10 protein-coding genes are annotated in these 15,161 nt (G+C 39.0%); 7 read left to right on the plus strand and 3 right to left on the minus strand.

What is annotated here, in order from left to right; genetic code table 11:
* Positions 1–2 precede the first annotated feature (2 nt).
* Both glyS and AAEU29_RS15050 read left to right on the plus strand, forming a co-directional pair.
* On the plus strand, positions 3–2,069 hold the full coding sequence (gene glyS, locus AAEU29_RS15045; protein WP_421974082.1) for a glycine--tRNA ligase subunit beta: 2,067 nt from the start codon (positions 3–5) through the stop codon (positions 2,067–2,069).
* Positions 2,070–2,245: 176 nt separating this feature from the next.
* A complete protein-coding gene (locus tag AAEU29_RS15050) occupies positions 2,246–2,704 on the plus strand; it encodes a hypothetical protein (RefSeq protein WP_421974083.1) in 459 nt (152 codons plus the stop codon).
* 65 nt (positions 2,705–2,769) lie between these two features.
* Here AAEU29_RS15050 and tusA read toward each other — a convergent pair whose 3' ends face one another.
* Positions 2,770–3,012, minus strand: coding sequence for a sulfurtransferase TusA (gene tusA / locus AAEU29_RS15055; protein WP_421974084.1), 243 nt, complete (start codon positions 3,010–3,012; stop codon positions 2,770–2,772).
* A gap of 647 nt (positions 3,013–3,659) precedes the next feature.
* Between tusA and AAEU29_RS15060 the strand changes: the two genes are divergently transcribed.
* From AAEU29_RS15060 to AAEU29_RS15070, 3 genes are all read left to right on the plus strand, one after another.
* Positions 3,660–4,796 carry an ELWxxDGT repeat protein gene (locus tag AAEU29_RS15060; RefSeq protein ID WP_421974085.1) on the plus strand — a complete coding sequence of 379 codons (1,137 nt, stop codon included), beginning with the start codon at positions 3,660–3,662 and terminating at the stop codon, positions 4,794–4,796.
* 286 nt (positions 4,797–5,082) lie between these two features.
* Positions 5,083–7,278, plus strand: a complete 2,196-nt coding sequence (locus tag AAEU29_RS15065; protein WP_421974086.1) for a hypothetical protein — start codon at positions 5,083–5,085, stop codon at positions 7,276–7,278.
* Complete coding sequence (locus AAEU29_RS15070) at positions 7,275–8,012, plus strand: hypothetical protein (RefSeq protein ID WP_421974087.1); 738 nt, start codon at positions 7,275–7,277, stop codon at positions 8,010–8,012. The genes AAEU29_RS15065 and AAEU29_RS15070 overlap by 4 nt, the downstream gene beginning before the upstream one ends.
* Before the next feature lie 157 nt (positions 8,013–8,169).
* Here AAEU29_RS15070 and fadA read toward each other — a convergent pair whose 3' ends face one another.
* The gene (fadA, locus tag AAEU29_RS15075) at positions 8,170–9,333 is read right to left on the minus strand and encodes an acetyl-CoA C-acyltransferase FadA (RefSeq protein WP_421974088.1); all 1,164 of its coding nucleotides are present in this window, start codon (positions 9,331–9,333) and stop codon (positions 8,170–8,172) included.
* Position 9,334: 1 nt separating this feature from the next.
* Positions 9,335–11,497, minus strand: coding sequence for a fatty acid oxidation complex subunit alpha FadB (fadB, locus tag AAEU29_RS15080; protein WP_038638729.1), 2,163 nt, complete (start codon positions 11,495–11,497; stop codon positions 9,335–9,337).
* Between the two features lie 314 nt (positions 11,498–11,811).
* Between fadB and AAEU29_RS15085 the strand changes: the two genes are divergently transcribed.
* Both AAEU29_RS15085 and pepQ read left to right on the plus strand, forming a co-directional pair.
* Positions 11,812–13,704, plus strand: a complete 1,893-nt coding sequence (locus AAEU29_RS15085) for a transglycosylase SLT domain-containing protein (RefSeq protein ID WP_421974089.1) — start codon at positions 11,812–11,814, stop codon at positions 13,702–13,704.
* Positions 13,705–13,806: 102 nt separating this feature from the next.
* Positions 13,807–15,129 (plus strand): Xaa-Pro dipeptidase, encoded by a 1,323-nt coding sequence (gene pepQ / locus AAEU29_RS15090; protein WP_421974090.1) that lies wholly within the window; start codon positions 13,807–13,809, stop codon positions 15,127–15,129.
* The last annotated feature ends 32 nt before the right edge of the window (positions 15,130–15,161 follow it).

Here is a 15,161-nt window from a genome sequence, read left to right on the forward strand (position 1 = left end):
TCATGGCAAAAGAATTTTTAATTGAATTAGGCACGGAAGAACTGCCACCAACACAACTTCGTACACTAGCAGAGAGCTTTGCATCAAATTTTGAAGCAGAATTAAAAGCTGCAGAACTAAGCCATGAGGGTGTTAAATGGTACGCAGCACCACGTCGTTTAGCACTTAAAGTTGCATCACTTGCTGAATCACAAGCGGATAAAGTTGTAGAAAAACGCGGTCCGGCAGTATCGGTTGCATTTGATGAAGACGGTAATGCAACAAAAGCAGCACAAGGCTGGGCACGTGGTAATGGCATTACTGTAGAGCAAGCCGACCGAATTAAAACAGATAAAGGCGAGTGGCTTTTATTCAAGCAAGAAGTAAAAGGTAAAGCGACAAACGAGATTATTGTTGAGTTAGCAGCACAGGCACTTGCGAAGCTGCCGATTGCTAAGCCAATGCGTTGGGGTGATAAAGCGACTCAATTTATTCGTCCAGTGAAAACGTTAACAATGCTGATGGGTGACGAGTTAGTTACTGGTGAGATCTTAGGTGTCGCATCAGATAGAACTATTCGTGGTCACCGCTTTATGGGTGAACAAGAGTTTACCATTGATTCTGCCGAGCAATATCCAGCGATTCTAGAAGAACGCGGAAAAGTAATGGCTGATTACGAAGCTCGTAAAGCGATTATTCTTGCTGATTCACAAAAGGCTGCGCAAGCTGTTGGTGGTATTGCTGACTTAGAAGATGACCTAGTTGAAGAGGTAACTTCACTTGTTGAATGGCCTGTAGTACTGACAGCTAAATTTGAAGAAGAGTTTTTAAAAGTACCTTCAGAAGCGCTTGTTTACACCATGAAAGGTGACCAGAAGTACTTCCCAGTTTACGATGAAAACAAAAACTTATTACCAAACTTTATCTTCGTATCGAACATCGAGTCAAAAGAGCCTCGTTACGTAATTGAAGGTAACGAGAAAGTGGTTCGTCCTCGTTTAGCCGATGCAGAGTTCTTCTTTAATACTGACCGTAAACGTCCGTTAATCGAACGTTTACCAGAGTTAGACCAAGCTATTTTCCAAAAACAGTTGGGTACCATTAAAGATAAAACTGACCGCATTACCGAGCTTGCTGGCTACATTGCTGAGCAAATCGAAGCAGATGTTGAAAAATCTAAACGCGCAGGTTTACTAGCAAAGTGTGACTTAATGACCTCAATGGTATTTGAATTTACAGATACACAAGGTGTAATGGGTATGCACTACGCAACCCATGATGGAGAAGATGCTGAAGTAGCAAAAGCACTTTACGAGCAGTATATGCCGCGTTTTGCAGGTGATGAATTACCAAGTACAGGTGTGTCGGCGGCAGTTGCTATGGCTGATAAGCTTGATACGATTGTGGGTATCTTCGGTATTGGTCAAGCACCAAAAGGTTCAGACCCATTTGCGCTTCGCCGCGCATCGTTAGGTGTATTGCGTATTATCGTTGAAAAGGGTTACAACCTCGACTTAGTTGATTTAATTGCGAAAGCAAAATCACTGTTCGGCGATAAGCTTAGTAATGACAATGTTGAAGTTGATGTAATTGAATTTATGCTTGGTCGCTTCCGTGCTTGGTATCAAGATGAAGGCTTCAGTGTTGATATTATTCAAGCTGTTCTTGCTCGTCGTCCTACTAAGCCTGCGGACTTTGATCAGCGCGTTAAAGCGGTATCTCATTTCCGTGAATTAGACGCAGCAGAAGCGCTTGCAGCGGCAAATAAGCGCGTAGGTAACATCTTAGCTAAGAATGAAGTAACGCTTGCTGACAGCGTTAATGAGAGCTTATTAGTTGAAGATGCTGAAAAGCAATTAGCAGAGAAAATTGCACACTACCAAGTAGAGCTAGCGCCTGCATTTGCAGCACATGATTACCAAACGATTTTAGCAAGTCTTGCTGATTTACGCGAAGTAGTTGATACCTTCTTCGACAACGTAATGGTTATGGCTGACGACGAGGCAGTGAAACTAAATCGCTTAACATTATTAAGCCAACTTAGAAGTTTGTTCTTACAAGTAGCAGATATTTCACTGTTACAAAAGTAAGTAAAAACATAATAAAAAAAGCCGGTGATTTCACCGGCTTTTTTATTTTCAATTCACTTATTCAGTATTTAGCTTAGTTATAGCGGAAATATTTACGCTAGGTACAAAAGCCGCTTGCATTAAATTTTACGATATTTAGTATAGTAATTAAGCTTAGAAAATCGCGGATAACAACAATGAAAAAAGCATCACTTACAATTATGGCAGCAGCAAGTTTAGTGCTCGCTGGTTGCTCAAGCACAGACGATAGCCTGTTAGATCAAACAAGCAATGTTGGTAATGTAGATACTACGCTTTATTTACGAGGTGACTTCACTCTATGGGAAGCGCAAAAGGCGTATCAGTTGACACAGCAAACTGCGAATGTTTTTAGCACCAAAGTTAAATTTGGCACAATTGGTAAAGCATACGAATTTAAAGTAGCAGATGCGAATTGGACGCAAGGCTACAACTGCGGTTTTAAAAACGAAGACTTAGATAAGTTTTTAGAAATTGGTATTCCAGTACAAGCAAACTGTGACAGCGTTTATAACTATTTCAGTTTTACACCTTATGAAGCGGGTTGGTATGAAGTATCAATTAACTTCCGTAATAAAAGTACACCGCTGGTGACAATTAACCAAATTTTCGATTAAGCAACAGCAACTTAGCAAAATTAAATTAGCTCTACGACTTAACGACGAGCAATAAAAAAGGGCATTTAAAGCCCTTTTTTTATTAAATATTTGTATGGTTCACTTTCCACTTCTTGTGCCAGCAAGGTGTGATCCATAAAACGACAAAATGAGGGAATGTCGCGGGTTGTTGATGGGTCATCTGCGATCACTACTAAAGTTTCACCGTGCTGCATTTTTCGAATTGCACCACGCACCATCATTACCGGTTCAGGGCATCGTAAACCAATAGCATCAAGAGTGTGGTCTGCATTTGAAAAATCAGTCATTAAAATTTAGCCCTGTTAAAAAGTAGAGGCGGAATTGTAGGTGGCTAAGCGTGTGATGTAAACCTAAAACCATAGTAAAATAAAAGGATTTTGAGGCGTGTAATCTTAAATTAGTGATTTGTTGAGGCACATCATGAGAGCTTTAATACATACTGAGATGACTTGTTATTTTTAGGAATGTGAGGCTTATCAGAGATAAGGTTAAGCACGATAGAGGGATGATATATTAAGTTTCTGAAAGCTAAAGTTATATTCATTAATAAATTTAAAAATTACAACAACATGTAAAACTTGGTTGGTTTTCGTTTTGCTAAAATTCATGTAGTATCAGGTATCAGGTATCAGGTATCAGGTATCAGGTATCAGGTATCAGGTATCAATCATCAATCATCAATCATCAATCAGCAAAGGACAGCAATATGCGCATAAAGCAATCTATACTAGTAGGTGTTATATCTCTTTCAGGTTTAACCGCGTGCGGGGATTCATCTTCTGATTCTAATACAGATGCCTCTTTAGTCGATAATCAACTTTATAGCTTGAATAATAAAGCTGTAATCAATACTCATTTAGTTACGATAAAACAAAATTTAGAGACACATGGAGTCGAGGTTTGGGCTCTAAATTTAGAATCTAAAAAAGATGTAATGTTGTTTGATTTAAAAAATGCAGACGACTATCAAGATACTAATTTTACTTACTCAATCGGGAAAACAATTCGCACAGATAATGACTTCTATTTTGATATTAAAGCTGTGAATAAAGATGCGGACTACTCATCACAAAACTATACCCATCGATGGGCAACAAATGGGACGCCTAGCGATACGGAATTTCTATTTCAGTCCCAATCATCAGGTGCTGAAGCGTACTCTGAACAATTTTCTTTGTCAGACCGATATATTAGTTTTTCGAGTATTATGAGTTTTCCTTACAAGTTGTACGCATATACCCGAGAACAAATAAAAGAAGGTAATGATTATGGTTTTGAGCAATATGACGTTTTAACACGCAGTAATAATCAACTTTATTTTACGGCTAGTGATGAATGGAATGGTCAAAAGTCGCTTTATCAAACCGTTGGGCAGTGGGCTGATACAATAAAAATCATAGATTTAGAGGCTGATATGTCAATAGGCCACTTATCAGTTAATAAAACCATATACTTCACAGAGAGTAATTACGGTGCGGATTCTGAAAACCTATATCACTATAACGATACTGACAATAGTAAAGAATTCGTTGGTGAATTCGATAAAGTATTAGCTCTAAAAGAAAGTGATAAAGAAACTTTGTATGTTGTAACATTTGATTCTGAAAACGCTGAGTCTTTTTTGTGGATAGGCAAAAAAGGCTTACCTCTTGTTGATAAAATGCCGCTGCAGGGTGAAGTAAATCAAGATAGCGTAATTACTTTAGGCGACACCTTGATGTTGTCTATGAATAATAAAACTTGGACTGTTAATACGGAATCCTTTAGTTTACAAGAAATACATGATGCAGGTCTAAATGAGGTTAATGATGGCTTTGTTGAACACCAAGGTTTGTTGTATTTTATCTCTACTTCTGAGGAATACGGTCAAGAACTATGGCGTACTGATGGAACTAAAGAAGGTACGCGCTTAGTTAAAGATATTAAGAGTGGTGCAAGTGGTTCTAATATTTCAAATTTAACATCAGAGTATGGCTACTTAACTTTTTTTGCGGATGATGGAGTCAATGGCAGAGAAGTATGGATGTTGAATAACCAAACACTAGACTTAGAACGTCTAACAGATAATTAACCACAAAAAAGGCGCTGCTCTTTCGAGACAGCGCCTTATCACCCAAAAATAAATCAATACGTTAAAACAAATAGGCGTTTGCGATGCCTTGTCTATTGTTTACATATCTTTATTGGTAAAAATATAATAAGCACGAAACTTTTCAATCAGATGGTTGTAAATGAATTTGGCTGATTGCATGGGAATGAAAAAGTTAAAGTGATTTTTTTTAAGTATTTGATTTAAATTGAATAATAGGGTGTTTTTGGTCATGATTAAATAAATTAATAAAACAAGGAATGTTAGAATGAAGCTTAAATCGGCTTTACTGCTTTCTGTTATCTCTCTTGCGATCACTGCTTGTGGTGGCTCTTCAAATGATAAACCTAAACCTCCAACAGAAGTTGTTGATAGCATTCCAGACAACTTTACATTTACGACGGTTGAAAATGTTCTGTTAAATAAATGGGTAGAGTCAGAAGCTATTACTATTTCAGGTATTAACACTGCAACAGCAATTTCGATTGAAAATGGTGAATACCGGATTGATGGAGGGGAGTACAGTAGTAGCAGCTCCACAGTAAAAAATGGTCAAAAAGTTTCAGTTAGGGCCATGGTAAATGAATACTCAGAGACGAATACAACGGTTGTAAATATTGGCTCAGTAGAGGGGCTATTTAAGGTTAAGAGTCCTCATATAAAACTGATTTTTACAGGAGAAGATCAAGAGTTTGGGAATGAGTTGAGAGTTTCAAACTTCGTTGAAAACACACAGCAATTAGTAAAAGACTTAACTAAAGATAAATCATCAGGATATATCAAGCAACAAAAAGGCGTCATCTATAAAAATAGTTTCTATTCATCCAACTCAGGCGCATTAATAAAATTTGACTTGGCAACAAAACAACTCAGTACAGTACTGGATTTACAAGATTTAGGTATTGCTACATCCGTGAGAGGTGGCTCTATTGATATAGATCCTGGCGCATTATATGGCAGTATTCTTAATGATATGCATATTGCAGATAACGAGCTGCGTTTTAGAGCGGGTTATTATACTCCCTATGGAACATCAACAACTTTATATAAGACTAATGGCACCTCTATACGCCAAGGAACAGAAAAGTTACTTGATAAGTTAAGTATTATCGAAAGTTCTAACGAAGGGTTATTTTTACTTGATAAACACGTTTCGCTAAAACAAATTATCGATACAGATTATTACAATTATGATGACAGGTACCCTGAGCTAAGCGTCACTAACATTGCTAACGAAACGGCCGAAAGTTTATTTTCTATTAAATTTCAGAGGGCTTGGGATACTGAAAGTTCAGAACTTTTTCAGATCGATAATCAGCTCTACTTCGGGGTAGGTGGTTATTATGCTAATCGATATGATGAGCTGTGGACTACGAATGGTACTGAAGCTGGCACATTCAAAGTTAGTGTGCCTGTTAATGAATTTAAAATTATGGGTGTTGTTGGAAGTGCGCTCATTTATAGTTCTGATAAGGCAATTTACTCCTTAGATAGCATGACCGGCGAGCATTCTTTGATTATTTCATCTGAGCATGGCCTTGGAATAGAAGAAACAGCAAATTTAGGAGGCATAATTGTTTGGGCTAATAGCCAAAATGAAATTTGGTTCTTAGGTAGTCCAAATACGTCACCGGTTTTAGTAACCACGCTCTTAGAAAGCGAAAAGCCTAATTATAGCCTTGAGGCTAGATTACTTGGTGAGCGTGTAACATTGCGTTGGAATCAAGCGCTAGTAAGCTTTGAGCATGAAGGTAACAGCATAAAAAATGCTGAAACATTCATGATAGAAGATTTAAGTACCGAACTGACTGAATTTCAACATGTATTTCAACTTGGTCAGCATCATTACTATTTCGCCAAAAACCAAAGTGGTGATAGTCATACTTGGATATCTGATGGCACGTTAGTAGGAACACGAGTATTACCTGGAGCACTTTCAAATTTATACAAGGGTTATCCAGTTGTTGATGATGAAAATCACATAGCCTATTTTATGTCGCTTACTGACCAGAAAATGAGTCTTTATGCCTTTGACTATCAACATATTGAACTTGAATATGAATTTAAGGGAAGTATTGCTGAACTCGAAAAAGCAGGTACATGTATTAATGATTTAGCGGTTGCTAGCAATCAGGTGTATACATATTTATGCTCTGCTTTGGGTTATAACCTTACCAAAATAACTAGTACTGATGGCACTGAGCAAGGCACCGTAGAGAAAGATGTTAATGGAATCTCACTGTTTGACATCCCCAAGCACTACCGACATGAAATTGATGGCAAAATTTATTACAGATCATTCTCAGATATAATTGAGTTTGATGGTAGTAATGAAAAAAGTGTGCTTCAAGACAATGAAACTCATGGACACAAAGACGAACTGTTTAAGTCAAAAAATGCACTTGTATATACTGATGGTAATGTAATATCTATATTTGATTACCAAACAAAAATGCACCTTTGAAAATATCTGATTCCTACTCTTTATATGAATGGCCATACACAAGTCAATATTCTGAAAACATTTTCTTTACAAGAAAAAATGAAGAGTTTACATGGGATAATAATCTTGTTGATCTTTTTGTAATAAATGACCAAACCAAACAAGAGATAAAGCTTAAAGAGAATATAAAGCCTTCGGATTATTGTGGCTACACCAACTGTTATAAAAGACACCTTTTTAACAGAGTCGAAAACTTGCTGTACTTTATCAATGATAATACTCAGATATGGCGAACCGACGGCACAGAAAGTGGTACGAAGCAAATACTGGATATTTCAAACTTAGAGGGAGATGTCGAAGTGTTTGGAGTTTCGGGAATTGATTTTGCTAGATTGAATACAGAATTATTCAGAATAGAAAACGGTGAGCTGACCTTTATTGGTGATCTTGGTGAGGAATTTAGTTACAAATTGGTAAATCAGCGACTTTACTTAATTTCAGACGCATCTCTTTGGACTATTAATGTGCAAGGTAGTGAAAGTGAATTAGTAAATCTAACAGAGACATTAAACTTAAACCGGTTATCAAAAGAGCATATTCACCAAGTAAGCGGTGATGATATTGTATTTTTCGCATCTCCGAATAATAAATTTGGCTATCAATTATGGTATACAAGAGGCACAACAGAATCGACAAAATTGCTTTCTGGCGAATTAAAAATAAACGATAGAGTTGTAGGTATTATTAAAGAGTAGCGACCTCAGCTTATTGAGGTAAAAACAAAAGCCCCACCTAAAAATGGGGCTTTTTAGTTAATAATTTCAGTCTAAAATGTGTTAATTGTGCCTAAAAAAGGCGCTGCTCTTTCGAGACAGCGCCTTATCACCAAGAATAAATCTATTCGCTTAAAACCTATGGGCGTTCAAAAATGGTTGCGATGCCTTGGCCTAAACCAATACACATTGTTGCAAGACCATATTTTGCGTCTTTGTCTTCCATAAGATTAATAAGCGTTGTGCTGATACGCGTACCTGAACAACCAAGTGGGTGACCAAGTGAAATAGCACCACCGTTTAGGTTAACTTTTTCGTCAACCACGTCGGTTAAACCTAGGTCTTTCAGTACTGGTAACGCTTGTGCTGCAAATGCTTCGTTAAGCTCTGCTACATCAATATCATCAATGGTTAAGCCAGCTGCTTTTAATGCCTTTTTAGAAGCAGGAACAGGGCCGTAACCCATGATTGATGGATCGCAACCAGCAACACCCATAGCTTTTACTTTTGCACGAATAGTTAAGCCAAGTTCGTTAGCTTTTTCTTCGCTCATAATAAGCATTGCAGATGCACCGTCTGAAAGCGCTGATGATGTACCAGCTGTTACAGTACCATTTGCTGGGTCAAACACAGGGCGAAGCTGTGAAAGGCCTTCTACAGTTGTTTCAGGACGAATAACTTCATCGTCTTCAACTAAAATCATTGCACCGTCAGCATCGTGGCCAGTAATCGGGTAGATTTCATTTTTGAAACGACCTTCAATGGTTGCTGCGTGAGCGCGTGCATGCGAGCGTGCTGCAAACTCATCTTGTTGCTGACGAGAGATACCGTGCTGCTTACCTAGGTATTCAGCAGTTAAACCCATCATGCCTGCAGCTTGTGCTACTGATTTTGATAATCCTGGGTGGAAATCCACACCGTGGTTCATTGGTACGTGACCCATATGCTCAACACCACCAACTAGGTAAACATCACCACAGCCAGTCATAATTGCGCGTGCAGCATCATGTAATGCCTGCATTGATGAACCACATAAACGGTTAACCGTAGTTGCTGGTACGCTATGAGGAATACCTGCTAGAAGCTGCGCATTACGCGCAACATTGAAACCTTGCTCTAGGGTTTGTTGTACACAACCCCAGTAGATATCATCAATATCAGCTGGATTTAAAGCAGGGTTACGTTCAACTAGCCCTTTCATTAATTGTGCACTTAAATCTTCGGCACGTACGTTTCTAAAAACACCGTTTTTAGAACGACCCATAGGAGTACGAATACAATCAACAATTACTGGTGTTTTCATATTATGCACCCTCTACTGAATAAAATTGACGACCTTCTTCTGCCCACTGGCGTGTGATATCAGAAACTTGGTAAATTGCACCTAAGTGTGCGTATTGGTCTGCTTTTGCTACAAAGTTAGCTAAACCAATTTGGTCTAAATAACGGAACGCACCACCTCTGAATGGAGGGAAGCCTAGACCGTAAATAAGTGCCATATCAGCTTCTTGTGGTGATGCAACAATATTCTCTTGTAAGCAAAGTAGCACTTCGTTCAGCATTGGGATCATACAGCGGTCGATGACTTCTTCTTTGCTAAACTCTTTAGGTGCATCGCAAATTGTGCTTAGTAGCGCAATTGCATCTGCATCTTTTGCTTTCTTTGGCTTACCTTTACGGTCAGGTGCATATTGGTAGAAACCTTTACCATTCTTTTGACCAAAGCGACCTTCTTTAACAAGCAGAGCAACTGGATCTTTTTCTTGTTCAGCCATCCGCTCAGGGAAACCGTCCGCCATCACACCTGTACAGTGATTTGCTGTATCAAGACCAACAACATCAAGCAGGTAAGCAGGGCCCATTGGCCAGCCAAACACGTTTTCCATCACTTTATCTGCTTTCGCAAAATCTGCACCTTCAACCACTAATTGGTTAAAGCCGGCAAAGTAAGGGAACAGCACACGGTTCACAAAGAAACCTGGGCAGTCATTTACAACAATTGGTGACTTACCTAATTTTAATGCGTAATCAACAACGGCATTAATGGTTTCGTCAGATGTTTTTTCACCGCGAATAATTTCAACCAGTGGCATACGATGCACAGGGTTGAAGAAGTGCATACCACAGAAATTTTCTGGTTTTTCAAGTGCGCTTGCTAACTCATCAATACGAATAGTTGAAGTATTTGATGTCAGCACTGTGCCTTCAGGCATGTCTTTTTCTAGTTGAGAAAGAACTGCTTGTTTAATCTTTGGATTTTCAACAACCGCTTCAACAATAATGTCTGCTTTTTTAACATCGTCATCGCTTAGCGTTGGTTTGATTGCGCCTAATGTTGCAACCATTTTATCAAGCTTCATATGTCCGCGTTGAACTTTATTGCCAAGCAGTTTAGAGGCTTCTTGCATACCAAGATCAAGTGCACCTTGGTTGATGTCTTTCATAATGATTGGCGTGCCTTTATAAGCAGACTGGTATGCAATACCGCCACCCATAATACCTGCACCCAATACCGCAGCTTGCTTGATATCAGTTGAACTGTTTTTAGCAAGTTTGCGAGCTTTAGATTTAATAAACTGGTCTGCAAGGAAAATACCCACTTGTGCAGCTGCTTCATCAGTTTTAGCTAGCTTTGCAAAGTTCATATTCTCAATTGCCATAGCTTCAGCGCGGCCGTGGTTTGCAGCCGCTTTAATCGTTGCAACAGCCATTAGCGGAGAAGGGTAATGGCCTTTAGTTTTACCAAATACCATGCCTTGCGCTGTCGCAAAGCTCATGCCTTGCTCCATTTGGTTCATTGCTAGCGGGTCTAACTTTGCTTGGCGTTTTGCTTGCCAATCAAGTTTACCGTTAGCCGCAAGCTCAACCATTTTGATAGCTGAGTCAACCAGTTTGTCTTTAGCTACAACGGCATCAACAGCACCGACAGCAAGCGCTTGTTTAGCGCGGTGTTCTTTACCTGTTGTAATCCACGTCATCGCATTATCAGCACCGATAATACGCGGTAGACGAACAGTACCGCCAAAGCCTGGCATAATGCCTAGTTTAACTTCAGGTAAGCCCATTTTTAATTCTTCACTTGCTACACGGAAGTCAGTAGCAAGTACCCATTCACAACCACCACCAAGGGCCATGCCATTGATTGCAGAAATCGTTGGGAAAGGTAAATCTTCGAGTAGGTCGAAAACGTCAGTAGCATTTTTAATCCACTGAGTTAGTTCTTCTTCAGATTTTTTAAAGGTCGGTAAAAATTCAAAAATGTCAGCACCTACAATAAAGTGATCTTTATCACTGGTGAAAATCATACCTTTAATGTCTTTGTTAGCAGCTAGCTCTTTTAATGCAGCGCCACAGTCGCTAAGAGTTTGCTGAGAAAGCTTATTTACTGAGCCTGGAACACAGAACTTAAACTCAGCAATGTTGTCTTTAACAAAAGCAACCTGAAAAGATTCGCTTTGAAATAGCATATTATTGCTCCCTAATTTCTCGCACCACAACTGGTACGATGAGTTTGGTTTTTACGCAGTGTCGCTTCTTTGCGATTAAATTGCAATTAAAATTTTAGTCGGGTTTTTACATAAGATTAAAAACTGGACAAAAAAATTAACCTGATTTTATGCGAGTGGTCGTATCAATAAGGGGATTAGCCTTAAAAGGCTGAAGTTTTGGTTTGCATTGTTTAAGATGGAGGTACTGCAAAGCTATTTTGCAGCGCATTTATAAATTAATTTGAATAGATAACCACAGCGCATTTTATTTCTGTGGTAAAGAGAGCAAAACAGTGAAAAAATCATTGATTTTAACAACGCTTGTTAGCTTGGTACTTTCTTCCTCGGCGTTGAACGCAAGTGCTGATAAAGCAGCGCACAAAGACTTTTTAGCGTTAGAAAAGCTCGCCAAAAAAAATGACAAGCGCGCTTTTTATCAAGCTTTAAAGCAGTCGTCACATCCTCTTGCACCCTACGCAGAAGCCAAATTTTTGGAAAATTTTCCAAAGCTCGCAAATCAAAAAGAAATAACTAAATTTTTAGATACCTATCAAGGTACGCCATTAGAATGGCAAGTACGTTATGCATGGTTAGATAACCTTATAAAGCTTAATAAAAAGGCACTGTATATTGATGCGTATCGCCCCACTAATAACGCTGAATATCGCTGCACCTATTTAACATATCAACTAAAACTGGGTGCACCAAAAGAAGCGATTTTTAATCAAGTAGATGAACTTTGGAATGTCGCAAAGTCGCAGCCAAAAGCGTGTGATAACTTATTTGCTAATTGGCGTAAAGCTGGGCACTTAAACCAAGAACTTTTGTGGCAACGGATCACCAAAGTATCAGAAAAAGGCGATACCAGCTTACTTGGCTTTTTAAGTCGGCTACTACCAGAAAATGAACGCTATTTAGCTGATTTGTATAAAACAGTTAGGCGTGATCCCGCTGCGGCCGCAGGGCTTTATCGATTTAAAAAGCGGAGTGAAAAAGAAGGCCAAATTGCTCTTTATGGCGTTAAACGCTTGGTGTGGCGAGATCGTGATTTAGCGATTCGCGCATGGCAAAAACTCGAAACCATGTTTGGGTACTCTGAGTCACAAAAACAGTCTCTGTATTATATTTTTGCTTTGTCACTGGCATCGGGTAAACATAAAGAAGCGAAGTTTTACTTAAATAAAGTTGCACCAGAAAGGCACGACAGCAAATTAATGCAATGGCAATTAAGCAATATGCTGCTTGAGCAAGACTGGCAAGGCATTATTGCTTATTCAACCGGTAAAACATTGAATAATGGTTATCGTTATTGGCTTGCATATGCTCACGATAAAATAGGAGAAAAACAAGAAGCTAATTCGCTTTGGCAACAACTTGCAAAGAAACGTGATTACTATGGGTTCTTGGCTGCTTCGCGCTTGGGACTTGATGTGTCATTAGAATATCAGCCCGCAGTTGTCGACCCAAAAAGTCAAAAATTGGTAAGTGAAAGTCCTGCATTTAAACGTGCAAAAGCACTTTATGAGCTTGAGCGTTTTTATTCGGCTCGCCGAGAATGGAACTCGCTGATAGCTGGTTTAACCGATGACGAAAAGTTGGCTGCTGCAAGCCTTGCAAACAATATGGGTTGGCATGATAGTGTGATTCGGGTAATGAGTGAGTTAAAAGCGTTTAATTTACTCGACTATCGTTTTCCAACACCGTATAGCGATCAATTTGAGCGTTTTAGCTCACGTAGCAAAGTTGATAAAACATGGGCTTATGCGATTTCTCGTCGTGAAAGCTCATTTGCCTCAGATGCACATTCAAGTGCTGGAGCTATTGGGTTGATGCAGTTACTACCAAGTACAGCACGTTATGTTAACAAAGGCAAAGTAAGTCACAATCAGCTGAAAAAGCCACATATTAATATTCGCTTGGGCACGCAATACCTCAATTACTTAAAGAAAAAGAGTAAAGGCAATGAGGTGATTGCAACGGCTTCATATAATGCGGGATATCACAAAGTAAAAAACTGGTTACCTAAAGATGCGGTCGATTTTGACCTGTGGGTTGAAGCAATACCGTATCGTGAAACACGCGAGTACGTAAAAAATGTGTACGCTTATCGTCAAGTGTATGCAACCCGTGCGGGCAACAAAGAAAACTTATTTGATGAACTTATTTCAATGAAAATTCAGAAGTAGGTTGGCAGTAAACTTGCAAACTACTTTGATTTACAGATGCCTATTATGATCGGCAAGCTGAAATGATACACTTGATAAAGAACACACTGAACTGGACTAATAATGGATAAACTTTCAACAACTTATGCTGCGCATATTGCAACCTTACAGTCACGTACTAAAGATGTACTAGCGCGTGAAGGACTTGATGGTCTGATCATTCACTCAGGTCAAGCGAAACGCCAATTTTTAGATGATATGGATTACCCGTTTAAAGTTAATCCACAGTTTAAAGCTTGGTTACCTGTTATCGATAATCCACACTGTTGGTTAGTAGTTAATGGTGTTGATAAGCCAAAACTTATTTTTTATCGCCCTGTGGATTTTTGGCATAAAGTGCCAGATGAGCCTAGTGATTTTTGGGCTGAGTATTTTGATATTTCATTATTAAAATCACCAGAGCAAGTTGAGCAACTGCTGCCGTATGATAAAGAAAAGTTTGCATATATTGGTGAATATATTGAAGTTGCGAAAGCACTTGGTTTTTCTGCAATTAACCCAGAAGGTGTTTTAAACTACCTGCATTATCACCGTGCATACAAAACCGATTACGAATTAGTATGTTTACGTGAAGCAAATCGTTTGGCGGTGCTTGGTCATAAAGCAGCTCGCGAAGCATTTTATGCAGGTGGTTCTGAATACGATATTCAGCATGCGTATCTTGTAGCTACGCAGCATACCGAAAACCAAATGCCATACGGCAATATTGTTGCGCTTAATAAAAACTGCGCGATTTTACATTACACCCATTTAGATATTGCGAAGCCCGATCAGCATTTATCATTTTTGATTGATGCAGGTGCAAACTTCAACGGTTATGCAGCCGACATCACCCGTACTTACGACTTTAAACAGCAAGGTCCATTTGCTGAATTAGTCAGTGCAATGAATGCGCATCAGCAGGCACTTTGTGAAGGGCTTAAGCCGGGTATTAAGTACGGTGAATTGCATTTAGATTGCCATCAGCGAGTAGCGCAAGTATTAAGTGAATTTAAGATAGTAAACTTATCGCCTGAAGCCATTATTGAGAAAGGGATTAGTTCCACTTTCTTCCCACATGGTTTAGGCCACCACCTAGGTTTACAAGTTCACGATATGGGTGGTTTTATGGCTGATGAACGCGGTACACACCAAGCACCACCTGAAGGTCATCCGTTCTTACGTTGTACACGCTTAATTGAAGCGAACCAAGTGTTTACTATTGAACCAGGCTTGTACTTTATTGATTCATTGTTAGCTGACTTGGCGCAAACAGATAACAATCAATACATCAATTGGCAAACAGTTGAAGCATTTAAGCCATTTGGTGGAATTCGTATTGAAGATAATGTGATTGTTCATCAAGACCGCAATGAAAATATGACACGCGATTTAGGCTTAGCTTAATCGACAATGTTATGATTAAGGAGCCATATGGC

Origin of the sequence: Pseudoalteromonas aquimarina (assembly GCF_049257255.1) — a bacterium.
Lineage (GTDB): Bacteria > Pseudomonadota > Gammaproteobacteria > Enterobacterales > Alteromonadaceae > Pseudoalteromonas.

Bases quoted from the DNA above. Each gene is read 5' to 3' on its own strand.
- AAEU29_RS15050 (WP_421974083.1), top strand. From the start codon at position 2,246: ATGAAAAAAGCATCACTTACAATTATGGCAGCAGCAAGTTTAGTGCTC.
- tusA (WP_421974084.1), bottom strand. From the start codon at position 3,012: ATGACTGATTTTTCAAATGCAGACCACACTCTTGATGCTATTGGTTTA.
- glyS (WP_421974082.1), top strand. From the start codon at position 3: ATGGCAAAAGAATTTTTAATTGAATTAGGCACGGAAGAACTGCCACCA.
- AAEU29_RS15065 (WP_421974086.1), top strand. From the start codon at position 5,083: ATGAAGCTTAAATCGGCTTTACTGCTTTCTGTTATCTCTCTTGCGATC.
- AAEU29_RS15060 (WP_421974085.1), top strand. From the start codon at position 3,660: ATGTTGTTTGATTTAAAAAATGCAGACGACTATCAAGATACTAATTTT.
- fadB (WP_038638729.1), bottom strand. From the start codon at position 11,497: ATGCTATTTCAAAGCGAATCTTTTCAGGTTGCTTTTGTTAAAGACAAC.
- fadA (WP_421974088.1), bottom strand. From the start codon at position 9,333: ATGAAAACACCAGTAATTGTTGATTGTATTCGTACTCCTATGGGTCGT.
- pepQ (WP_421974090.1), top strand. From the start codon at position 13,807: ATGGATAAACTTTCAACAACTTATGCTGCGCATATTGCAACCTTACAG.